The 21,045-nt window shown below is 69.3% G+C and carries 17 protein-coding genes; 9 read left to right on the top strand and 8 right to left on the bottom strand.

Translation table 11 applies throughout. From position 1 onward, the window contains the following. Positions 1 to 17: 17 nt before the first annotated feature. Positions 18 to 2,084, bottom strand: coding sequence for a galactose-binding domain-containing protein (locus ABFY07_RS01670; protein WP_346172670.1), 2,067 nt, complete (start codon positions 2,082 to 2,084; stop codon positions 18 to 20). 541 nt (positions 2,085 to 2,625) lie between these two features. On the opposite strand from ABFY07_RS01670, the gene ABFY07_RS01665 reads away from it, so the two are divergent. Continuing rightward, on the top strand, positions 2,626 to 3,291 hold the full coding sequence (locus ABFY07_RS01665) for a hypothetical protein (protein WP_346172669.1): 666 nt from the start codon (positions 2,626 to 2,628) through the stop codon (positions 3,289 to 3,291). A 544-nt stretch (positions 3,292 to 3,835) separates the two neighbouring features. Here ABFY07_RS01665 and ABFY07_RS01660 read toward each other — a convergent pair. Beyond that, positions 3,836 to 5,278: a purine-cytosine permease family protein gene (locus tag ABFY07_RS01660; protein WP_346172668.1), complete on the bottom strand. Its 1,443-nt coding sequence runs from the start codon at positions 5,276 to 5,278 to the stop codon at positions 3,836 to 3,838. 22 nt (positions 5,279 to 5,300) lie between these two features. Beyond that, positions 5,301 to 6,236 carry a flavin reductase gene (locus tag ABFY07_RS01655; RefSeq protein WP_346172667.1) on the bottom strand — a complete coding sequence of 312 codons (936 nt, stop codon included), beginning with the start codon at positions 6,234 to 6,236 and terminating at the stop codon, positions 5,301 to 5,303. A 181-nt stretch (positions 6,237 to 6,417) separates the two neighbouring features. On the opposite strand from ABFY07_RS01655, the gene ABFY07_RS01650 reads away from it, so the two are divergent. From ABFY07_RS01650 to ABFY07_RS01615, 8 genes are all read left to right on the top strand, one after another. Next, positions 6,418 to 7,572, top strand: coding sequence for an LLM class flavin-dependent oxidoreductase (locus tag ABFY07_RS01650; protein ID WP_346172666.1), 1,155 nt, complete (start codon positions 6,418 to 6,420; stop codon positions 7,570 to 7,572). Next, complete coding sequence (locus ABFY07_RS01645) at positions 7,569 to 8,180, top strand: amino acid synthesis family protein (protein ID WP_346172665.1); 612 nt, start codon at positions 7,569 to 7,571, stop codon at positions 8,178 to 8,180. The genes ABFY07_RS01650 and ABFY07_RS01645 overlap by 4 nt, the downstream gene beginning before the upstream one ends. Positions 8,181 to 8,196: 16 nt before the next feature. Continuing rightward, positions 8,197 to 8,748, top strand: coding sequence for an amino acid synthesis family protein (locus ABFY07_RS01640; protein ID WP_346172664.1), 552 nt, complete (start codon positions 8,197 to 8,199; stop codon positions 8,746 to 8,748). A 6-nt stretch (positions 8,749 to 8,754) separates the two neighbouring features. Beyond that, entirely contained in the window at positions 8,755 to 9,486 is a 732-nt protein-coding gene (locus ABFY07_RS01635; RefSeq protein ID WP_346172663.1) for an alpha/beta fold hydrolase, read from the top strand. Continuing rightward, positions 9,479 to 10,966 carry an aldehyde dehydrogenase gene (locus ABFY07_RS01630; protein ID WP_346172662.1) on the top strand — a complete coding sequence of 496 codons (1,488 nt, stop codon included), beginning with the start codon at positions 9,479 to 9,481 and terminating at the stop codon, positions 10,964 to 10,966. Before ABFY07_RS01635 ends, ABFY07_RS01630 begins: the two co-directional genes overlap by 8 nt. Before the next feature lies 1 nt (position 10,967). Then, positions 10,968 to 11,252 (top strand): tautomerase family protein, encoded by a 285-nt coding sequence (locus ABFY07_RS01625; RefSeq protein WP_346172661.1) that lies wholly within the window; start codon positions 10,968 to 10,970, stop codon positions 11,250 to 11,252. After that, on the top strand, positions 11,249 to 12,292 hold the full coding sequence (locus tag ABFY07_RS01620) for an LLM class flavin-dependent oxidoreductase (protein ID WP_346172660.1): 1,044 nt from the start codon (positions 11,249 to 11,251) through the stop codon (positions 12,290 to 12,292). The genes ABFY07_RS01625 and ABFY07_RS01620 overlap by 4 nt, the downstream gene beginning before the upstream one ends. Before the next feature lie 111 nt (positions 12,293 to 12,403). Continuing rightward, entirely contained in the window at positions 12,404 to 13,063 is a 660-nt protein-coding gene (locus tag ABFY07_RS01615; RefSeq protein ID WP_346172659.1) for a GntR family transcriptional regulator, read from the top strand. A gap of 94 nt (positions 13,064 to 13,157) precedes the next feature. On the opposite strand, the gene ABFY07_RS01610 is transcribed toward ABFY07_RS01615, so the two are convergent. The 5 genes from ABFY07_RS01610 to ABFY07_RS01590 are packed head-to-tail and all read right to left on the bottom strand — an operon-like array spanning position 13,158 to position 21,016. Further along, a complete protein-coding gene (locus tag ABFY07_RS01610) occupies positions 13,158 to 14,789 on the bottom strand; it encodes a glycoside hydrolase family 13 protein (RefSeq protein WP_346172658.1) in 1,632 nt (543 codons plus the stop codon). Then, complete coding sequence (locus tag ABFY07_RS01605; RefSeq protein ID WP_346172657.1) at positions 14,786 to 17,866, bottom strand: alpha-mannosidase; 3,081 nt, start codon at positions 17,864 to 17,866, stop codon at positions 14,786 to 14,788. Before ABFY07_RS01605 ends, ABFY07_RS01610 begins: the two co-directional genes overlap by 4 nt. Positions 17,867 to 17,916: 50 nt before the next feature. After that, positions 17,917 to 19,161, bottom strand: coding sequence for a glycoside hydrolase 5 family protein (locus ABFY07_RS01600; RefSeq protein ID WP_346172656.1), 1,245 nt, complete (start codon positions 19,159 to 19,161; stop codon positions 17,917 to 17,919). Between the two features lie 53 nt (positions 19,162 to 19,214). Then, positions 19,215 to 20,144 (bottom strand): carbohydrate ABC transporter permease, encoded by a 930-nt coding sequence (locus ABFY07_RS01595; protein ID WP_346172655.1) that lies wholly within the window; start codon positions 20,142 to 20,144, stop codon positions 19,215 to 19,217. Further along, positions 20,141 to 21,016: a carbohydrate ABC transporter permease gene (locus ABFY07_RS01590; RefSeq protein WP_346172654.1), complete on the bottom strand. Its 876-nt coding sequence runs from the start codon at positions 21,014 to 21,016 to the stop codon at positions 20,141 to 20,143. Before ABFY07_RS01590 ends, ABFY07_RS01595 begins: the two co-directional genes overlap by 4 nt. Between the last annotated feature and the right edge of the window lie 29 nt (positions 21,017 to 21,045).

The following is a 21,045-nucleotide window of genomic DNA, read 5'->3' as shown; positions in this document are numbered from 1 at the left end:
GCCGCCTCACGGGTGCCTCAGTCGGAGTAGACGCCGACCTCACGCAGCGAGTAGCCCCACTGGGTGCCGCGCTCCAGCCCCTTGACTCGTACGTAGCGCGCCTGAGTTCCGGCGAAACGTGCCGTGTCCAGGCCGCCGTCGCCGGCGGTCGTGGCCCACGCCGTCTTCCAGTTCGTGCCGTCTTCCGACAACTCGACGCGGTACGACTTCGCGTACGCCGCCTCCCAGTCGAGGGTGACGCGCTTGACCGGCTTCGAGGATCCGAGGTCGATCCGCAGCCACTGGTCGTCGTTCCACTCGCTGGCCCAGCGGGTGCCGATGTCGCCGTCCACGGCCTTGCCGGGCTCGTAGCCGACGGCCGGGTTCCACCACTCCGACGAGGACGCCGAGGCGGCAGCGCCCGAGGCCAGGTTCTCCCCGGACGTGTGCTTCTCGGTGTTCCCCCAGGTGCGGAGGTAGGACTCGGCTCCCGAGAAGAGGTCGTCCACGACTCCCTGGCCGCCGACGATCCGGATGTCCTCGATCCAGTCCGGGACCATGCCGTAGTGCGCGGCGCCGTCCGTGTTGAAGTCCCATGTGCGTTCGCCGGTGGTCTGTTTGTCGATCACCGAGCCGCCGTCCGTGGAGCGGAAAGGGTACTTCACCGGGTTCGGGGTGTTGCCGCCCCGCGGGCCCGGCCAGCCGCCGACTCCGTTCATGTCGGTGCCGTAGCCGTAACCGACCTTGTACTTCTCGCGCAGCGCGTCCGTGCGCTTGGCCTCCGCGCTGAAGGCCTCGGAGCCGCTCATGTACTGGGCGGCGAACCCGCCGAGCCTGTAAAGGCGTTCGGTCCAGTTCGGATCCATCCAGCTGTGCGAGGAGATGGCGCCCGGGTACGACTCGGACTCGAGGATGTCGAAGGCCTGATCAGCGGCCTTGACGCTCATGTGGTCGAGCTCCAGCATCATGTTGCGCTTCATCATGCCGCGTATCGCGTACGCGCCCAGGTCGGTCAGCCCGCGGGTGTTGCACTGCGCGCCCGAGGCGTACGAGGGTACGGCCACGCCCTTCGGGAGCCGCTTCTCCGCCTCCGGTGCCGCCGCGTTGCCGATGGGGTTGTCGTGCTGCGGGCCGCGGCAGTTCTCCGTCTTCCAGAACGTGCCGGTCGACAGGAACTGGCCCACGTTGATGGCCGTACCGAGCGCGCCGGAGTCGAAGCGCACCCCGCACAGGGCGTTGTCGAACTTGTGGCACAGGAACATGCTGCGCACGCCCAGCTTGTACAGCTCGTCGAGGCCGCGGTCGATGTCCTCCTTGCCGCACCGCGGCTTGTCCAGAACCTGCTTGCAGCCGAACGGCTCGGAGGTCTCGACTCCCAGCACGACGGCCAGCTTGCCCTGCTCGATGACCTTGCGGGCCTGCGCGCTGTCGGTGACGATCCGGAACCAGCCCTTGCCCGGGCCGCCGTACATCCTGTCGATGTAGGCCTGCATGTCGTACGACTTCTGCGCCTCGAGACGGATGGCGGTCATCTCGTCGCAGCCGCGGTCCTTGAAGAAGTAGACCGAGCAGATCACGCCGTTGGTGACCAGGTCGTTGACCAGCACCCGCTGTCCGCCGCGCCAGGCCCGCTCGATCCAGGCGTAGTAGTTCTGCTGATGGGTCAGCGAGTCGTGGGCGGGCCAGTCCTTGAAGGTGGGCCAGCCGTTGGGGTCGTGCTTGCCGTCGCCGCCCTTGGTGATCATGTCGAAGACGGCGAGCGAGCCGTCGGGGTAGTGCTCGGGGCAGTCCTTGAGCGCGTCGGCGACGCCCTGCTCCGAGAACGGCTTGCCACAGATCAGCCGGCCGCCGAAGCCCTCGTTGGACATGATGTGGTCGTGGGCGTCGACGAAGCCCCTCACGTGCCCCTGGGCGTCGGTGCCCTTGAAGGGCTCGCCCGTGACGTTGATCCGGGCGTCGGGTGTGGGCCGCGCTGCCGGATCCCACCAGTGGGACTCCGCCGCGGAGCTGGGTATCGGGCCGAGTGCCAGAGCCATCGCGGAGAGGAGCAGTAAGACCACCGTGAGGGATCTGAACCTGCGGCGCGGAGGATGAACCATGATCATCGCGTCGATCCTTAAATATGAGTCAGACTCACGTTTCATTCATACGTTAGGGACGCGAGCCCGCGACGCCAACCCCCTGGCGGGGGCTGTCGCCGTGCGATGGGAAGAGCACCCCACCGGAACGGCCGCCGGTGACGTCGCCCGCTCGCTCTCGCCCTCCTGGCGCTGCCCGTGGTCGGCGGGGCGCGCCGCACCGCGGCCGGGTCCGCCGGATGAGGCGCCGCCCGCCGGGCCCGGGCGACTCCCCTGCCCAGGTATCGGGCCCGCCTCCTGGCGGCAGCCGCTCGACCGGTCGCCGAGCGAGGAGCCCAGCACGTGACCACGCAGGCGGTCACGGAGGACGCGAGAGCGAAGCGGGTCTGGCGGTGGTGGTCCAAGACCGGTGCGACCGCGGCCGACGTCGACCGTTACCGACAGGCGTTCGAGCACACCTTCCGGATGATGAAGTGTTCGGGAACGGTCACCGTGGCTGTTCCCCGACGGGGACCGCTGCGGCTGGGTGTGGCACGGGTGGCAGAAGCGGCTGCAGTACTCTGCCCGCGTGGACGGTACAGATGAGGTGAGGGGCCTTCCCGAGTGGCGGGTGCTCGTCGTCGGGGGCGCCTCGGGGATGGGGAAGACCGGTGTCAGCCGGGCATTGGCACGACGGTACGACGTCCCCGTCGTGGAGGTCGACGACATCGTGGAGGCCCTCCTCGCGGTAACACTGCCCGAGCACCTGCCGGAGGTCCACTTCTGGCGCACTCACCCGGAGGCCGCCCGCCAGGCGCCCGAGTCGGTGGTCGAGCGGCAGATCGCGATCGCCAAGGCGCTGGCGCCGGCGATCGAGGCGGTGGTGGCCAACCATGTCGGCACCGACACCCCGGTGATCCTGGAAGGGGACTACGTCCTGCCCGAACCGGCGACGCCCGAAGGTCCGGTCCGTGCGGTCTTCCTCCACGAGGACGACGAGGGGCAGGTGACGGCCAACTACCTACGCCGGGAGCCGGAGGCCGGACCGCAGCGCCAACGCGCACGCGTCAGCGTGCTGTACGGTCGGTGGCTCGCCGCGCAGGCGCGGGCGGCCGGCGTGCCGGTCCTCGCTCCGCGTCCGTGGGAAGACCTGGTCGGCCGTGTCGCCGAGGCGGTGGGGGGTGTCTCTCCGAACACCGTGGCATCGGTCCGTACCGCCGCCACCCGGAGCCCTTCGAGGAGCCCGGCGGCTTGATCGATCCGAAGGTGAGGGTCAGCACCTTCATCCTTGGCCCGCTTCATCCTTGGTCCGCCTGCTGTCACCTCGACCGAGTCCCCGCGTCGGCGGCTGCCGGCACTAGCGTCACGAGGGGCGCCAGGATCTGTGGCAGGTCGTTCTCGGAGTTGAGCACCGCGTGGTCCTGCCAGGCGCGCTCGGTTCCGGAGTCGATGAAGAGCAGCGAAGCGGCACCCGATTCCCAGAGAAACACCGTCCCCGTGCGCTCGTCTGATTCCAGTGTGAGACTCACTGCCGTGGCCTTCGGCCGCCCTCGGGACGGGGTTCCCGGGACGGACCGCTTCACCGCAGAGCTGATCCCACGAGAGCGAAGCTCGTGTTCATGTGCGGCATGCCAGTCCTTGAGCCACTGAGCGATCTCTGACATGGCGCCCCCCTGTGGCCCTCGAAGGGCCGTCGAACTTGATCGTAGGCCCGGCACTCACCGGGCGGTGGGTGCTTCGTCGCAGCGGGAAGCCGGGCTCGGCCCCATCAGAGGCGTCGCCCGGCTCTGTTGTTGCTGTCAGGACGTCACAGCAGCAGCCTTGTCGGCCGACGGGTCCGGTGTTTCGGCGGATGAGCCGCGCACCCACAAGGGCTTGAAGCGGTAGGTCAACAGGTACAGGATGACGCCGGCCCCGGCCGCGACGAACATGCTCAGGTCGCCCGCGCCCGGATACGCCTTCGAGAACGGCCCGGTGTAGAAGCTGGACTGCCAGAACGGCACCGACGCGGCGACCCCGCCCGCCCAGGCGACGAAGCCCCAGTCCAGCACCCGGCGCCGGTCGTAGAGTTCGGCGATCCGGGACGGGTCGGAGCGGCCGCCCAGGTAGAAGTCGAGCAGCAGGACGGCCGCGAAGGGGGCGATGAAGTAGGCGGTGAGGTTGAGGAAGACCTTGAACTTGGCCTCGGTGCCCGACTCGCCCCACAGGCTGATGGCATAGGCGAGCAGACAGATGCCGGTGACCGCCTGGGAGCGGGCGACCGGGATCCTGAGGGTCTGGACGGAGATCGCGCCGCCGTAGACGTTGAGGAAGTTCTGCGCGAGGGCGGAGAGGCCGACGGCGAGCAGGGCGGGCACCGCGAACGGGCCGGCCAGTTCGTGCAGGGCGGTGATGGAGTCGGAGCTGGTCGCGCTGCCGCCGACGACCACGCCCACGATGCCGAGCCAGCAGATGGTGACGAAGTTGCCGAGTCCGGTGTACCAGGCGGTACGGGTCACCACCTCGGGGGTGTCGGGCAGGTAGCGTGAGTAGTCGGAGGCGAAGGGCGCCCAGGCGACCAGGAAGGACAGGAACCAGCCGCCGAAGGTGACCCAGCCACCGGTGGAGCCGATGTACCCGTCTGCGTGCGGGTTGGCGTGGAAGAGACTTCCGCCACGCGCTATGGCGACCACGGTGATCAGCAGGAACAGCGGAGTGAGGACGTACGTCAGGACCCGCTGGAGGTAGTTGATCATGTTGTAGCCGTAGATCGACACCACGAGTTCGACGGCGGTGAGCGCCAACGCGCAGAGCCAGTACGGCAGATGGGTGAGTTCCGCGAAGGCCTTGCCACCCAGGATGACGGTGACGGCCGCCCAGCCGACCCCGGCGAAGACGTTGATGTAGGCGACGGGCAGGAAGTTGCCGAAGAAGCCGAGCGGGCCGCGGGCCTGGATCTGCTGCGGCACGCCGAGCCGTACGCCCATCCGGGACATCACGGCCATCAGCAGCGAGCCGAGCGCGGCCCCGATGACGATGGCGGTGACGGCGGCGGAGAAACTCATGCCGAACCAGGCCGCGCTGAAGCCGAGCAGGATGATGGGGAAGTTGAGTCCGGCGGCGAACCAGACGAAGAACTGCGAACTGGGCTTTCCGTGGCGTTCGTTGTCGGGGATGTGGTCGACGCCGAAGGGTTCGACCTTGGTGACCGCGCTGCCGTAGATGGGCGCCGGGGTGTTCTGCGCCTGTGTTCCCTCTGTCATGCGGGTGCTCCTGTCGGGCGGGTCACCACGGCAGCGGTGCCGTGTGCGAGATGTCGAAGAAGCCGCCGCCGCTGTAGACCAGCGGGGCGAGGTCGTCGTGGCGGGCCGAGACGACCCGGCCGGTGAAGACGGTGTGGCTGCCGGCCTCCAGCCGCTCGCCGATCTCGACCTCGAGCTGGGCGCAGGAGCCGTCGATCAGGGGGGCGCCGTGGGTGCCGGGCGTCCAGGAGACCTGGGCGAATTTGTCCTCGCCCTTCGAGGCGAAGGTCTTCGCCACATCGAGTTGGCCCGCGGCCAGGATGCTGATGCCGAGATGGCTCGCCCGGTGCAGCGCGGGATGCGTCGCCGAGCTGCGTTGGACGCAGACGAGGACCATCGGCGGGTCGAGCGAGATGCTGGAGAAGGCGTTGACGGCCAGGCCCCGGGGTGTGCCGTCATCGTCCGTGGTCACCACGGTGACACCGGTGATGAACTTGCGGTGCACCCCGCGTACGAGATCGGGGTCGATCGCCGCGCGCTGGGTGGTGGTGACGATCCCGAGCGCCTCCAGGAGCTGTCGGGAGTCGAACGTGACCCATTCCTCGGTGACGGCGGATCCGTCGAAGCGGGTGAAGGTCGCGCCGGACACCTCGACCGGCTTGCCGGTCGGCGGCACGCCCAGGAAAGCACCGGTGTGGCGGCCGGTGCTGCGCCAGCGGATGGCGATCCGGTCGCCGTCCTCGACGATGTCCTCGATCTCGGTGCGCAGGTCGGGGAAGGCCTCGCGCACCGCGCGGATGGAGTCCTTGAACTGGTCGCGGTCCTGGGCGACGGCAGCGGGTCCGCGCCGGCGGACGTAGGAGGGGCTGAGCAGGTCGTCCAGCGCCTCGACGCGCCCCTCGTCCCAGGCGGCTCGCCAGGCGGAGCGGATCCGGGAGGTGCGGTCGGCGGGAACGACGGGGTCAAGAGTGTGGGTCATTGGGGGTCCCTTGGTCAGCTCTTGTATGGCAGTGGACCGTAGGGAGATGGTGCATTCGTGTCAACACCTGCGGACAGAAAACCTCGAAGCCGCCGGAAGATCGAGCAAAAGCACAGGTCAATACCGTTTCTGAGCAGCGACCCCCTTGACGCCCCTCCCGAGCACTCCTAGCCTCGCTGCCATGGCACAGCGAGAGAGGGAAGGTCACGGGATGCGGTTCTCGATATTCCACAACCTCGGAGCGCCCGGACGGCTCGGCGAGTACGCCCAAGTCATGAACGAAGCCCGCGAGTTCGCGATCGCGGCGGAACAGGCCGGCTTCTGGTCCACCTGGTACACCGAGCACCACTTCGGGCACGAGGCGATCGAGATCACCCCGAACCCGGTCCTCATGGGCGCCGACATCGCCGCCCGCACCGAGCGCATCCGTATCGGCCAGGCGGCCTCCATCGCCACCTTCTGGCACCCGCTGCGTCTGGCCGAGGACATCGCGATGCTCGACCAGCTCTCCGGCGGCCGCGTCGAGGTCGGCCTCGGCCGTGGCCTGTACGGCCGCGAGGCCCTCAACCTCAACGCCCTCGCCGACCCGCGCGACCAGGAGCAGAACCGGGCGCTGTACGACGAGACGGTGGACATCCTGCGCAAGGCGTGGAGCGGCGAGTTCTTCTCGCACCAGGGCCGCTTCTACGAGTTCCCCGCCCCCGGCGTGAAGTGGAACCACCCCCTCTCCCCCGCCACCGACGACTACACCACCGCGGGCGTCATCACGAAAATGCAGGTCACGCCCTTCCCGCTGCAACGCCCGCACCCGCCGCTGTGGCAGGTCATCGACAGCCCCCGCTCCATACGGGCGGCCGCGGCGGACGGCGTGCAGGGCATGTTCTGGCTGCCGCCGGTGTCGGCCCTCAAGGAGCGTTTCGAGCTGTACCGTTCCACGGCGAGCCATGCCTCCGGCCGCGAGTACGCGCTCGGGGAGGGCATCGGCCTCGTCCGGGACGTCTACGTCGCCGACACCATGGAACAGGCCCGCGCCGAGTTCGAAGAGGCCCTGATGACGACGTACCGCTGGATCATGCACTGGCGGGGCCTGTCCAACCTGATGGAGGCCGGCGAGGAGCTCACCGACGCGCACGAGCTGTCCTTCGACTTCCTCCATACGCGCAACCTGCTGGTCGGCACCCCCGAGTACGTCGCCGGGAAGGTGGCGGAGCTGCGCGACGAGGTGGGCCTGGAACACCTGCTGCTGTGGACCACGCACCCCGGGCTCCCGCACCGCAAGGCGATGCGCAGCCTGGAACTGTTCGCCGAGAAGGTCATGCCGGAGTTCAGCGCATGAGCGTCACGAGCGGGATACGCAAAGTGGTGACCGTCGTCGACGAGGTGCTGCTGGAGCTCGGCCGCCCGGTCGCCACTCCCATACGACGGGTCGCGGCGGCCGCGGTGATCCGCAATCCCTGGGCGGGGCGCGGCTTCGTCGCCGATCTCCAGCCGGAGGTCGAGGAGATCGCCCCGGGGCTGGCGCACCTGCTGACCGGAAGGCTGGTCGAGACGCTGGGCGGCGTCGACCGGATCGAGGCGTTCGGCAAGGCGGCCATGGTCGGCGTCGACGGGGAGATCGAGCACGGCGGCGCGCTGATCCACACCCCGTACTTCGGCAATGTGCTGCGCGAGCTGACCGAGGCCACCTCGATCATCGTCTTCAGCGACGACCGGCTGCGCGCCGGCGAACCGCTCACCGTGCCGCTGTGGCACAAGACGGCCGCCGCGACCCGCTCCCACTACCAGACCTGCCAGATCCGCGTCCCGGACGCGCCCCGCCCCGACGAGATCGTGGTGGTCGCCGCCGCCTCGTCGGGCCCGCGCCCCAACGCCCGGATCGGGGACCGCCTGACCGACCCCGTCGTCCGCCTCGCCGATCTCGACGCACTGGAGAACGCCCGATGAAGCCGGAGAACGCCCGATGAACGTCCGCAAGATCATCACCTTCACCGAGGACATCCACACCGAGGGCGGCCGCCCGGTCGACCCGCCCGCCCGGACGGCGGTGGTCCTGGCCGTCATCGAGAACCCGTGGGCGGGGCAGGGCTTCGTCGAGGACCTGCTGCCCGGCATCGACGAGGTCGCCCCGAAGCTGGGCGGGTTGCTGGCCCCCCGGGTGGTCGCGGCGCTGGGCGCGCCCGTGGAGGCGTACGGGAAGGCCGCGATCGTGGGACTGGACGGGGAGATCGAGCACGGCTCCGCGCTCATCCACACGCTCAAGTTCGGCGACCACTTCCGCACCGCGGCGAAGGCCACGACCCTGCTGCCGGCCGTGGAGAAGCGGGCGGCGGCGGGCACCGTCTTCGACATCCCGCTCAAGCACATCACGGACGCGACCATCCGCTCGCATCACCAGAGCATCGAGGCCCGCGTTCCGGACGGCCCCCGCGCCGACGAGATCGTCATCGGCCTCGCCGCCGCTGCCCAGGGCCGACCGCAGTCCCGGCTGGCCCCGCTCTCGACCGAGCAGTAGGCGCTCATGATCAAGCCGAACCTCGTTCTGCTGCACGGCGTCGGGCTCGACCACACCATGTGGGAGCCCGCCACCGCACTGCTGGCGGACCGATTCACCGTGATCGCCCCCGACCTGCCGGGCCACGGCTCCCGCCCTCCGGCGAGGGAGGGGGTGACGCTCAGGGATCTGGCCGACGGGGTGGCCGGCGACCTCCCCGTGGGCTCGCACGTGGTCGGATTCTCCTTGGGGGCCCTTGTCGCCCAGCATCTGGCACTGCACCGCCCGGAACTGGTAGCCACCCTGACCTCGGTCAGCTCGGTGTGCCGGCGGACACCCGAGGAGCGGGCGTCCGTACTCGACCGGCTGCGGGCCGCCGAGGCCGACTTCGCCGCGAGTGCCGCCGCCTCCCTCGAGCGGTGGTACTCCGGCACCGACGTCTCCCCCGCCTGGGTCGCCCGTACCGAGTCCGTGTTGCGCGCCAACGACGTGAGGTCCTTCCTCACCTGTTATCGCGTGTTCGCCACGGCCGATGCCGAACTCGGACCCGACCTGGGCGCCATCACCGTCCGCGCGCTGGCCGTGACGGGTGGGGACGATCCCGGTTCCACCCCCGAGATGACGTACCGGCTCGCCTCGGCGCTCGGCGACTGCCGCGCGGTGGTCATCCCCCGGACGCGTCACATGCTGCCCGTCGAGCGTCCCGAGGCGTTCGTCTCCACCCTCACCACCTTCATCGGGGAGCCCGCACATGCCTGAGCTCACTACGTTGCAGCACTTCATCGGCGGTACGTGGGTCGAACCGGCCTCGGGCGACTACTTCACGAGCACCAACCCGGCCACGCGCCAGGTGCTCTACCGGGCCGCGCGGGGGGATGCCGCTGACGTCGAGCGGGCCGTGGCCGCCGCGCGGGAGGCGTTCGAGGACCCCCGCTGGCGCGACCTCAGCCAGACCCGGCGCGGACACCTACTGCGCCGTCTGGGCGACCTGATCGCCGAGAACGCCGAAGAGCTCGCCCACATGGAGACGCGGGACAACGGCAAGCTGCTGCGCGAGATGCGCGGGCAGCTGGCGACCTTGCCGGAGTACTACCACTACTACGCCGGTCTGGCGGACAAGATCCACGGCGACTTCCTGCCCACCTCCGACCGTCAGGTACTGAACTACACGGCACGGGAGCCCCTCGGTGTGGTCGGAGCCATCACGCCCTGGAACTCTCCACTGACGTTGACCAGCAGCAAGCTGGCGCCCGCGCTCTGCGTCGGCAACACCGTCGTCGTCAAGCCGTCCGAACACACCTCGGCCACGGTGCTCAAACTCGCCGAGCTGGCGCTCGCTGCGGGGTTCCCGCCGGGTGCGGTGAACGTCGTCACCGGGTTCGGTGCCGAGGCCGGGCAGGCCCTGGTCGACCACCGCGGCCTCGCGAAGATCTCCTTCACCGGCAGCACCGCCACCGGGTCGCGCATCGCCGCCGCCACCGCGAGCCGGTTCATCGGCTCGACCCTGGAGCTCGGCGGCAAGTCGCCCAACATCGTGTTCGAGGACGCGAACATCCCGAACGCGGCGATGGGGGTCGTCGCCGGCATCTTCGCGGCCGCCGGACAGACCTGCATCGCCGGCAGCCGGGTCTTCGCCCACCGGTCCGTCTACGACGAGCTTCTGGAGCGCGTCTGCGAGCGCGCGAAAACCATTCGCATCGGCGATCCCCTGAGGGACACGACCGAACTCGGTCCGCTGGCCTTCGAAGGCCAGCGGGACAAGGTCGCCGAATACGTCGACCTCGGGCGCGGTGAAGGCGCCCGGGTACTGACCGGTGGAAACCCCACCGACGGCGGCCTAGGCGGCTACTTCTACGAGCCCACCGTCCTCGTGGACGTCGACAACAGCATGCGCGTCGTGCGGGAGGAGATCTTCGGCCCTGTCCTGGCGATCATGCCGTTCGACACCGAGGAGGAGGTCGTCCGCCTGGCGAACGACACCGAGTACGGTCTCGCGGCCGGCGTGTGGACACAGAACCTCGCGCGGGCACACCGGATGGCGGCGCGGCTGGACGCCGGGACCGTCTGGGTGAACACCTACCGGGCCATGTCCCCGATGTCGCCGCGGCAGGGTTTCAAGTCGAGCGGGGTCGGCGTCGAGCACGGCACCGAGACGATCAAGGAATACACCCGGCTCAAGAGCGTCTGGATCAACACGAGCGAGGAGCCCGTGGCCGACCCGTTCGTGATGCGGAGCTGACATGCCGCAGATCACGATCACGATCGCGGAAGGCCGCTGCCCGGCGCAGATCCGGAACATGATGCACGAGGTGCACGCCGCGGTCCTGCGGACCGCGAACACACGACCCGAGTACATCCGTGTGGTCGTCCACGAAGTCCCCCGCACGCACTGGGCCACCGGTGACGTCACCCTGACCGAGATGGACGCCGCAAGCCCGAGTCGGACCGGCGGGAGCGCCGGACACCGGAGCGACCACGACGCCGCCGGGCGGCCGGTCACCACCGAAGGCGAGGAGCAGCCGTGAGATTTTCGTTGTTCGTGCACATGGAACGCTGGGACGAGGAGGTCAGCCACCGGCAGCTCTTCGAGAATCTCTCCGAGCTGACCCTGATGGCCGAGGCCGGCGGGTTCAGCACCGTGTGGATCGGTGAGCACCACGCGATGGAATACACCATCTCCCCGAGCCCGATGCCGCTGCTGGCACACCTGGCCGCGAAGACCTCGACCATCCGCCTGGGCGCGGGGACCATCGTCGCCCCCTTCTGGAACCCGATCCGCGTCGCCGGTGAAAGCGCGCTGCTCGACGTCATCAGCAACGGCCGCATGGAAGTCGGGCTGGCCCGGGGTGCCTACCAGTTCGAGTTCGACCGGCTGGCGGGTGGGCTGCCGGCCGGCGACGGAGGGAAGCACCTGCGCGAGCTCGTGCCCGCGGTCCGGGCCCTCTGGCAGGGCGACTACGCCCACGACGGCCAGATCTGGCAGTTCCCGACCTCGACCAGCGTGCCCAAGCCGGTGCAGCAGCCCACCCCACCCATGTGGATCGCCGCCCGGGACCCCGACTCCCATGACTTCGCGGTGGCCCAGGGCTGCAACGTCATGGTCACCCCGCTGATGAAGGGTGACGAGGAGGTCGTCGACCTCAAGCGGAAGTTCGACACCGCGGTGGCGAACCACCCCGAGGTGCCCCGTCCGGATCTGATGGTGCTGCGGCACACCCACGTCCACTCCCCCGACGAACCCGACGCCTGGCGCCCGGCCGCGGAGGCGATCAACCGCTTCTACCGGACCTTCGACGCCTGGTTCGGCAACCAGACGACCCCGGTGAACGGCTTCCTCGAGCCCAGCCCGCAGTCGAAGTTCGAGGGCCGTCCGGAGTTCGAGCCGGAGTCACTGCACAAGACCGCGATGATCGGCACCCCGGACGAAGTCATCGAGCGGCTGCGCTTCTACGAGGAGCTCGGCATCGACGAGTACAGCTTCTGGATCGACAACGGCCTGTCGCACGACGAAAAGCGCAGGTCCTTGGAGTTGTTCAGCAAGGAGGTCGTGCCGGCCTTCCGGTAACACCCACTTGCATGGCAGGTACGGGCGGAGAGGAGGGGCGGTTGACGCCGTGCCTCCCTCCCATTAGGTTCACGTACCATGCAACAACCCACAAGGCGAGCGAGGAAGCCGTTGCAGCAGACCAGCATGCAGGCCAGGGTCGCCGAAGAGCTGCGGCAGATGATCATCAGCGGTGAGCTGCCACCTCGCTCCAGCCTGTCCGAGATGGCCCTCTCGGAGACGTTCGGTGTCAGCCGCACCCCCATCCGCGAGGCGCTCAAGCAACTGCAGATCGAGGGCCTCGTCGAGGTGCGGCCGCGGGTCGGCACGTTCGTCGCCGTGCCGTCGCGGCGCGAGATCACCGAGCTGTTCCAGATGAAGGAGCTGCTGGAGGGTGCCGCGGCCCGGCTGCTGGCCTTCCGCGGCAATGTGCCCGAGGTCGAGCGGCTGCAAGCCAACATGCGGGAAGCCGACGAGGCCGTCCGCGGGGGCGACTCGGACCGCTATGCCGAGCTGGTGCACGAGTTCCACGACCTGATCGTCGTCGGAGCGGACAACACCAAGCTGGAGGCGTACTACCGCACGCTCATGAACCAGCTTGCCTACGGGCGTCTCGTCCGCACGTCGCTGACCCGGCCGGGCCGCCTCAGCGAGTCCGACACCGAGCACCACCGCGTCCTCGACCTCATCCTCGCCAAGGACGGCGACGGCGCGGAGCGGGTGATGCGCGAACACGTCCGCCGCAGCCACCAGGCCCTCATGGCCGAAATGGACGAACGGCTGGAGCGCTGACCGGCCCAGGCCGACGCCACAAGGACCTGGCCTGGGCCGGACTCCACGTCGCGGGCATCTTCCTCGGGTCCGCCGCTGATCCGAACGAGACCGTCTAGAGGCGAAGCCAGGCGGTCGCGTCCGGCGGTAGCAGTGCGCCTGGTGTCGGGGTGCTGGCGATGAGCACGTCCGAGTGCGCCGGGAGGGGCACTGCCGACTGCCCGAGGTTCGCGACGCACCCGAACCCGTCCCCGCGGGTGAACGCCAGGACACTCTCGTCACCGGGCAACCATGTCAGCTCGCCGGCTCGCAGCCCTGTCTCGGCGCGTCGGACGCGCAGAGCCTGTCGATAGAGCCCGAGCATGGACCGCGGGTCGCCCTCCTGCGCGTCGACGGCCCGCTCCCGCCAGGCCGCCGGCTGCGGTAGCCAGGGCGCCGCGGCGGCATCGTGCGGCGTGAACCCGAACCCGGGGGCCGCCGACTCCCAGGGCAGCGGAACACGGCAGCCGTCGCGTCCGGGGTCGGTGCCTCCCGACTGAGCCAGGGTCGGGTCCTGGCGCAACTCCGCGGGGATGTCCTCGACCTCCCACAGTCCCAGCTCTTCGCCTTGGTAGACATAGGCGCTCCCTGGCAGTGCCAGGTACAGCAGTGCCGCGGCGCGAGCGCGTCGGGTGCCGAGCCGCAGGTCGACCGGCGCGTTGTGGACGCGGACTCCGCCGGGTGCGAAGGAGGAGTCGGCGCGGCCGTACCGGGTGACGACGCGGGTGATGTCATGGTTGCCCAGGACCCAGGTGGCCGGTGCACCGATGGCCGTGTGCTGAGCGAGGGTCTCGTCGATGACGGCCTTGAGCCGGGCGGCGTCCCAGGGCGCTTGCATGTAGGCGAAGTTGAAGCCGGTGTGCAGCTCGTCGGGGCGCAGGTAGCGCGCCAGCGATTGCGGGCCTACCCAGAGCTCACCGACGAAGACGCGGTCTCCGTCGTAGGAGTTCGCGATGCGGCGCCACGCGCGGTAGATCTCGTGGACTTCCGGCCGGTCCTCGTACGGCGACGGCGAGTCCGGCGCCATCGACGGACGGTCCGGGAGGCCCTCCTGCTTGATCAGCAGGTTGGCCATGTCGATGCGGAAGCCGTCGATGCCGCGGTCCAGCCAGAAGCGAAGGATGGACTCGAACTCGGCGCGCACATCGGGGTGGTTCCAGTTGAAGTCCGGCTGCTCGGCGGTGAAAAGGTGCAGGTACCACTGACCGGGCGTGCCGTCGGCCCCGGCGACGCGCTTCCAGGCCGAACCTCCGAAACCGGCCATCCAGTTGTTGGGCGGCTCGTCGCCTGCCTCGCCCTTGCCGTCCAGAAAGTGGAAGCGCTCCCGCTCCGGTGACCCTGGGCCGCTCTTCAACGCGGCCTGGAACCAGTGATGCTGATCGGAGCAGTGGTTCGGGACCATGTCGACAATGATGCGCAGGCCCAGCGCGTGAGCTTCGCGGATGAGCGCCTCCGCTTCGGCGAGGGTGCCGAACAGGGGGTCGATGTCGCGGTAGTCGGCGACGTCGTAGCCGCCGTCCACCATCGGGGAGCGGTACCAGGGTGAGATCCACACCGCGTCGGCACCCAGTTCGCTCAGATACGGCAGCCGGGCGCGGATTCCCGCGATGTCTCCGATGCCGTCACCGTTGCCGTCGGCGAAGCTGCGCGGATAGACCTGGTAGATCACGGCGTTGCGCCACCACGGAGTGGCCTCTTGAGCGCTCATGCGTCGAGCCGATGCTCGAGCCGGGACACTGGTGCGCCGCCGCGGGTGAAGCGGAGGGTGACGAGTTCGAAGGGCCGCAGCCGCAGTGAAACCGCTCCTTCGGCGACACTCACCACTGCGTCGGACCGGTCGGCGAGCGGGCGCTCCAGCAGGTCGCAGACGCGCACGTCGGTGAAGTCGAAACCGGTCGTCAGCCGGGAGGTGGCCTGTCCGCCGTGCGCCTCGTAGCACCGCACCACGACGTCGCCGTCGGCGTCGTCGGCCAGCTTGACGGCGCTGAGCACCACGGCATCGTTGTCCAGGTGGACCAGCGGCGCGACATCGGCGTCACCGGGGACGCGGCGCTCGGGGAGATTGATCCGATAGCCCTCGCGGACGGCGTCGGCTATCGAGGCGCCGGGGACGAGGGCGTGGTGGAAGCGGTGCAGGCCCTGGTCGGTGTGCGGGTCGGGGAAGCGCGGGGCGCGGAGCAGGGAGACCCGTACGGTGGTGGTGGTGCCGTGGTCGTGGGCGCGGACATCGCGGGTGACGTCGTGGCCGTAGGTGGAGTCGGTGACGAGCGCCACGCCCCAGCCCGGTTCGTCGACGTGGATGAACCGGTGGTTGCATGCCTCGAACTTGGCCGCTTCCCAGCTCGTGTTGGTGTGGGTGGGGCGGTGGAGATGGCCGAACTGCGTCTCGGCGGCGTAGCGGTCGGCACGGATGTCGAGGGGGAATGCCGCCTTGAGGAACTTCTCGGTCTCGTGCCAGTCGACTTCGGTGTCGATGTCGAGGCGTTTGGCACCGGCCGCGAGGGTGAGGACCTGGGTGACCCGGGAGGTGCCGAACGACCGCGCCACCCGCACGGAGACCCGCTCAGGGCTGTCCGTGACGATGGCGATCTCGTCGATGTCGGTCAGGTTGGTGACGGTGTTCCGGTAGAACTGGTCGACGTCCCAGGCATCCCACATATTGGGGAAGTCCGGGTGAATCTGGAGCAGGTTGGCCGCGGCGCCGGGAGCGACAGCTTCGCGGTCGCTCGCGAGGTCGCGGACCGAGACCAGCAGACCGCGGTCGTCGAGGACCGCCCGCACCAGATCGTTGGACAGGACGAGACCTCCGCCGGGCCGTGCCTCGACGCGACATCCGCCGTCCGCCACGGGGGTGCGACGGGCGCCGCCGGCGGGCACGCCCGCACGCTCGTGGGGAGCCGCGTTGAACGTCACGGTACCGCCCGAGGCGGGGTCGCCGGCCAGCGAGCGCTGAGCGGCGGTGATGATGCCGTTCAGTTCCTCGGCGACGGCCGTGTAGGTCTTCTCGGCCTCCCGGTGGACCCAGGCGATCGACGAACCGGGCAGGATGTCGTGGAACTGGTGCAGCAGGACGGTCTTCCAGATCCGGTCCAGCTCCTGGTAAGGGTAGGCGAACCCGCGGCGCACCGCGGCGGTCGCGGCCCACAGCTCGGCCTCGCGCAACAGGTTCTCGCTGTGCCGGTTGCCCTGCTTGGTGCGAGCCTGGCTGGTGAGGGTGGCCCGGTGCAGCTCCAGGTAGAGCTCCCCGACCCAGACCGGCGGGTTCGCGTACTCCGCCTCGGCCTTGGCGAAGAAGTCGGCGGGCCGCTCCCACACGACCGTCGCCGAGCCCTCCAGGTTCCGCAGCCGGGCGGCCTTCGCGACCATCTCCCGTGTGGTCCCCCCGCCGCCATCGCCCCAGCCGGTCGGCGCAAGGGAGTGCCGGGCCATTCCCTTGTCCTTGAAGTTACGTGCGGCGTGGGCGATCTGGCTGCCCTGCATCGAGCAGTTGTAGGTGTCGACCGGCGGAAAGTGCGTGAAGATCCGGGTGCCGTCGATGCCTTCCCACTGGAAGGTGTGGTGCGGGAACTTGTTGACCTGGCTCCAGGAGATCTTCTGGGTGAGCAGCCACTTCGCGCCGGCGGCCTTGATGATCTGCGGCAGCCCGCCGGCGAAGCCGAAGGTGTCCGGCAGCCATGCCTCCTCGTTCTCGACTCCGAACTCCTCGAGGAAGAAGCGCTTGCCATGCACGAACTGCCGGGCCATCGCCTCGGAGCCGGGCATGTTGGTGTCCGACTCCACCCACATCCCACCCGCCGGGACGAACCGGCCCTCGACGACGGCCTTCTTGACCCGGGCGTAGACCTCGGGGCGGTGTTCCTTGATCCAGGCGTACTGCTGCGCCTGGGACATGGTGTAGACGAAATCGGGTTCGTCTTCCAGCAGCGCGGTCATGTTGGCGGTGGTGCGCGCGACCTTGCGCACGGTCTCGCGCAGCGGCCACAGCCAGGCCGAGTCGATGTGTGCGTGGCCGACCGCGCTGATCCGGTGTGCGGACGGCTCCGCGGGGGAGGCGAGCACCCCGGCGAGCCGTTCGCGTGCGGCTGACGCCGTCGCGTTGACGTCCTGCAGGTCGAGGGCGTCCAGGGCGCGCTCGATCGCACGCAGAATGTCCCAGCGGCGCGCGTTCTCCACCGGGAGTTCGGCCATCAGCTCGCCCAGGACCTCCAGGTCGACCACCAGGTTCCACACCGTCTCGTCGAATACCGCGAGATCCATCCGCTCGATCCGGTACTGCGGCTCACTTCCCGCGGTCTCCTTGTCGCCGAGTTCGGTCGGCAGGAACGGGTGGTAGTCGAGGATCACGGGGTTCGAGGCCGCCTCGACGTGGAGCAGGACCTCTTCACCGCCTTCGGCCGGAGCGGCGATCCGTACCCACTGGTTGCACGGGTTCAGGCCCTTGACCGGGGAGCCGTCGGGCCGGTACACGAGGCCCTCGCACTGGAAGCCGGGCATGTTCTTGTCGAATCCGAGGTCCAGCAGCGCCTCGACGCTCCGGCCGGCCCACTCCCGCGGCACCGTGCCTTTGACCGTCAGCCAGCTTGTTCCCCAGGGGGCGCCCCACCGGTCCCCCACCGAGATCGGGGACCGGGGCGCGGCCAGGCCCTCGGCGACGGACACCGGTTCGCCAGGCGCGACCCAGATCTCCACGTGGAGCGGCACCGACTGCGGGTAGACGGCGGGGCGGATGCGTTCCTCAAGGACTCGCTTGAGACGGGCTTCGATGAGACTGCGGTCGTCGTGCATGGGATGGGCTCCGTGGGAGTTGGGAAGGCGGTTTCCGGAGTTCGGACGAGTCAGCTCGGCATCGCGTCCCCCACCGTGATCAGGCGGGTGATTCCCCGTGCCGCCAGATGGGCCGGGTCCGAGGCTCGTTCGGCCAGGACGGCCGTGGGTCGTTCGCCGTCCGCGGCGAGCTTCATGAACGCCTCGAAGTACGCGCCACCGGGAGCACAGGTCGAGCGCTTGGCGGCATCGGGCAGGTCCAGCACAAGGGCCGTGGTCCGCGCCGGCGGCGGGGTCCAGTCGGCATGGACCTCCTCGATGATCCGCGCCACGGTGCGACCGAGCGGCTTGACGGCGCCCTCGTTGGTCAACAGCCCCAGGCTGTACTCGAGTTCGGGGAAGTCGGCGAGTGAGCGGTCGACGTCGTGAGAGCACCACCAGGTGACGCCCCACAGGTCCGGGCAGTCGAGCGCCGCGGTGATCGTGCTCCGCGCGAACCGTGCCGCGTGGTCGGCCGGGATGTGTGGGGCCGGTGCCCCGACCTCCTGGAGCCACACCGGCCGGTGCGGGGCGTCCGCCCATGCCTTGGACAGTTCCATCAGGTAGGCGGCGTGATGGTCGGCGGCGAAGGAACGCCCGCCGTATCGCTGGGCCGTGCCGTTGAAGACCCAGGCGTGGATGGCCGTCGCGAAGCCGTGACGGGCGGCATGCGCGGGGGTGAAGGGGTGGTCGTCCAGATACCAGGCGGCGTCGTACGAGGCGTGCAGGTGAAGACGATCGGGCGCGCCCTCCTCGCACGCGGCGAGCAGGCGACGCAGCCAATCGTCCGCCTGGTCCGGGGTGATCCGGTCCGGGTCGGGGTGCGGGTCGTCGGAGAACTGGTTGGTCTCGTTGCCCAGGGTCATGCCGATGAAGTTGGGCCGGTCGGCAAGCGCCTGCGCCAGAGTACGCAGGTACTCGGCTTCGCCGTCGACGACGTCCGGGTCGGTGAACATGTTGCGGCGGTGCCAGGTCAGCGTCCAGGCGGGCCGGAAGTCGAAGCTGGACAGATGGCCCTGCAGACCGTCGACGTTGACGTCGAGGCCCCGTTCACCGGCGGCGTCCACCAGCGCGACCAACTGCTCGACGGCGCGCGGCCGGATCAGGGTCCTGTTCGGCTGGAACACCGGCCACAGCGGGAACACCCGCACGTGGTCGAGGCCGAGGTTCGCGATCGCGTCCAGATCGGTGCGGACGGCGTCCAGGTCGAAGTCGAGCCAGTGATGGAACCATCCCTTGCTGGGGGTGTAGTTGACGCCGAAGCGCGGTCGGTCCATGTCTGTGGTGAATTCCCGTCGAGTGGGCAACGTGGGTCGTGCGGTCCGCACCGTCATCCCTTGACCGCGCCTTCGCCGACCCCTCGGAAGAAGTGGCGTTGGAGCGCCGCGAAGAGCACGAGGATCGGCAGAAGGGCGATCATCGCGCCGGCCGCGATGGTCCGTGGGTCGGCGGAGAACTGTCCCTGGAGATAGGACAGTCCGACGGTGAGGGTCAGTTTGTTGGGGTCCTGGAGCACGAGCAAGGGCCACAGGAAGTCGTCCCAGGCCCCGATGAACGCCAGGATCGAGACGACGCTGAGGGTGCCCTTGACGCTGGGCAGGCCGATGTAGCGGATGCGCTGCCAGACGCCGGCCCCGTCGATGACGGCGGCGTCCTCCAGCTCGTCCGGGATGGACGCGAAGGCGTTTCGCATCAGCAGGACGTTGAGCGTGCCGATCAGGGACGGCAGCGCCACGCCGAGCAGGGTGTCGGCGAGCCCGAACTGGGCGATGGTCTGGAACTGCGAGACGATGGTGACCTCGCCGGGCAGCACCAGGGTGGCCAGGAACAGCCCGGTCACCAGGCGCCGACCCTTGAAGCGCAGCCGGGCCAGCGCGTATCCGGCGGCTGACGCGCCGATGATGTTTCCCCCGACGCAAAGGACGGCGACGACGACCGAGTTCTTGGCGAAGTCCCAGATCGGGATGGTCTGGGCCACCCGATGGTAGTTGCCGAGAGTCGGATCCTGCGGGAGGAACTGCGGGGTGGCGGTGTACACGTCCTCGCTCGGGCTCTTGAGCGAGGTCGACAGCTCCCACACCATCGGGCCGACGGTGAGAACCAGGACGGTGAGCAGCGTCGCGTAGCGGGCGGTCAGGCCCAGGGGTGTCACCGCGTCGAACACGGCCGACTTGCGCCGGGGCCGGGGCCGGGGTCCGGCTGCCGGGCCCGTCCGGGCCGGTCCGGCAGCGGACTCGACGCGATCGGAGAGCACGGTCATGCCTGGTTCCTCCGGTTCACGCGGGCGAGCACCAGCAGGGGGCCGATGGTGAGGACGAACAGGAACACGCTGAGCGCCGAGGCGTAGCCCAGCCGCCCGTCGGGACCCGAGGCGGCCTGCTGGACGAGCATGACCAAGGAGACGTTCTGGCCGCCGATGCCGCCGTCGCGTCCGCCGAGGACGTAGAGCTCGGTGAACACGCGCATCGAGTTCACCCCGATCAGGATCGCGATCAGCAGCATGGTGCCGCGTACGCCGGGCACGGTCACGTGCCAGAAGCGGCGCAGCCTGCCGGCCCCGTCCACGGCCGCCGCCTCGTGCAGCTCGCGGCGGACGTTCCCGAGCGCGGACAGGTAGAGCACCATGTAGTAGCCCAGACCTTTCCAGACGGTCAGCGCGATCGCACTGAACAGGAGCAGCCAGCGGTCTTCCAGGAAGGGGATCGTCCTGTGGACGATCCCGACCTGTTGGGCGAACTGGTTGGCCAGGCCCCGGTCGTCGAGGATCCACTGCCAGATGAGTGCGACCGTCACAGCCGAGGCGATCACAGGGAAGTAGAAGACGGTCCGGAAGAAGCCCATGAACGGCAGTGCGCGCTCGACGAGCAGTGCCAGCAACAGTGGCAGGAACGTCAGCAGCGGCACACAGATCACCATGAACAGCAGCGTGTTGACGATCGCGTCCTTCAGGGCCGGGTCCTGCAACATCAGGGTGTAGTTGCGGAAGCCGATGAAGTGTCCGCCAGTGAGCTTGTGCACATTGGTGAAGGACAGCACAACGGTGTTGACGGCCGGCCAGAGGCTGAACACGGCCAGGAAGGCCAGCGCGGGCGTGACCAGCAGCCACGGCGTATAAGAACGGTGGTATCTCATCGGCTCCTCGCGAGCGGGCGGACGGCGCG

This window comes from Streptomyces sparsogenes subsp. cuspidosporus (assembly GCF_039532705.1).
Taxonomy (GTDB): domain Bacteria; phylum Actinomycetota; class Actinomycetes; order Streptomycetales; family Streptomycetaceae; genus Streptomyces; species Streptomyces sparsogenes.
The sequence above is the reverse complement of the archived record's forward strand: the minus strand, read 5'-3'. Positions and strand labels throughout refer to the sequence as shown.

What these genes read in the sequence shown, in the direction of transcription:
- ABFY07_RS01600 (WP_346172656.1), bottom strand. Translation starts at nt 19,161, where the DNA reads ATGGACCGACCGCGCTTCGGCGTCAACTACACCCCCAGCAAGGGATGG.
- ABFY07_RS01650 (WP_346172666.1), top strand. Translation starts at nt 6,418, where the DNA reads ATGGCACAGCGAGAGAGGGAAGGTCACGGGATGCGGTTCTCGATATTC.
- ABFY07_RS01610 (WP_346172658.1), bottom strand. Translation starts at nt 14,789, where the DNA reads ATGAGCGCTCAAGAGGCCACTCCGTGGTGGCGCAACGCCGTGATCTAC.
- ABFY07_RS01670 (WP_346172670.1), bottom strand. Translation starts at nt 2,084, where the DNA reads ATGATCATGGTTCATCCTCCGCGCCGCAGGTTCAGATCCCTCACGGTG.
- ABFY07_RS01645 (WP_346172665.1), top strand. Translation starts at nt 7,569, where the DNA reads ATGAGCGTCACGAGCGGGATACGCAAAGTGGTGACCGTCGTCGACGAG.
- ABFY07_RS01625 (WP_346172661.1), top strand. Translation starts at nt 10,968, where the DNA reads ATGCCGCAGATCACGATCACGATCGCGGAAGGCCGCTGCCCGGCGCAG.
- ABFY07_RS01590 (WP_346172654.1), bottom strand. Translation starts at nt 21,016, where the DNA reads ATGAGATACCACCGTTCTTATACGCCGTGGCTGCTGGTCACGCCCGCG.
- ABFY07_RS01605 (WP_346172657.1), bottom strand. Translation starts at nt 17,866, where the DNA reads ATGCACGACGACCGCAGTCTCATCGAAGCCCGTCTCAAGCGAGTCCTT.
- ABFY07_RS01660 (WP_346172668.1), bottom strand. Translation starts at nt 5,278, where the DNA reads ATGACAGAGGGAACACAGGCGCAGAACACCCCGGCGCCCATCTACGGC.
- ABFY07_RS01655 (WP_346172667.1), bottom strand. Translation starts at nt 6,236, where the DNA reads ATGACCCACACTCTTGACCCCGTCGTTCCCGCCGACCGCACCTCCCGG.
- ABFY07_RS01635 (WP_346172663.1), top strand. Translation starts at nt 8,755, where the DNA reads ATGATCAAGCCGAACCTCGTTCTGCTGCACGGCGTCGGGCTCGACCAC.
- ABFY07_RS01630 (WP_346172662.1), top strand. Translation starts at nt 9,479, where the DNA reads ATGCCTGAGCTCACTACGTTGCAGCACTTCATCGGCGGTACGTGGGTC.
- ABFY07_RS01640 (WP_346172664.1), top strand. Translation starts at nt 8,197, where the DNA reads ATGAACGTCCGCAAGATCATCACCTTCACCGAGGACATCCACACCGAG.
- ABFY07_RS01595 (WP_346172655.1), bottom strand. Translation starts at nt 20,144, where the DNA reads ATGACCGTGCTCTCCGATCGCGTCGAGTCCGCTGCCGGACCGGCCCGG.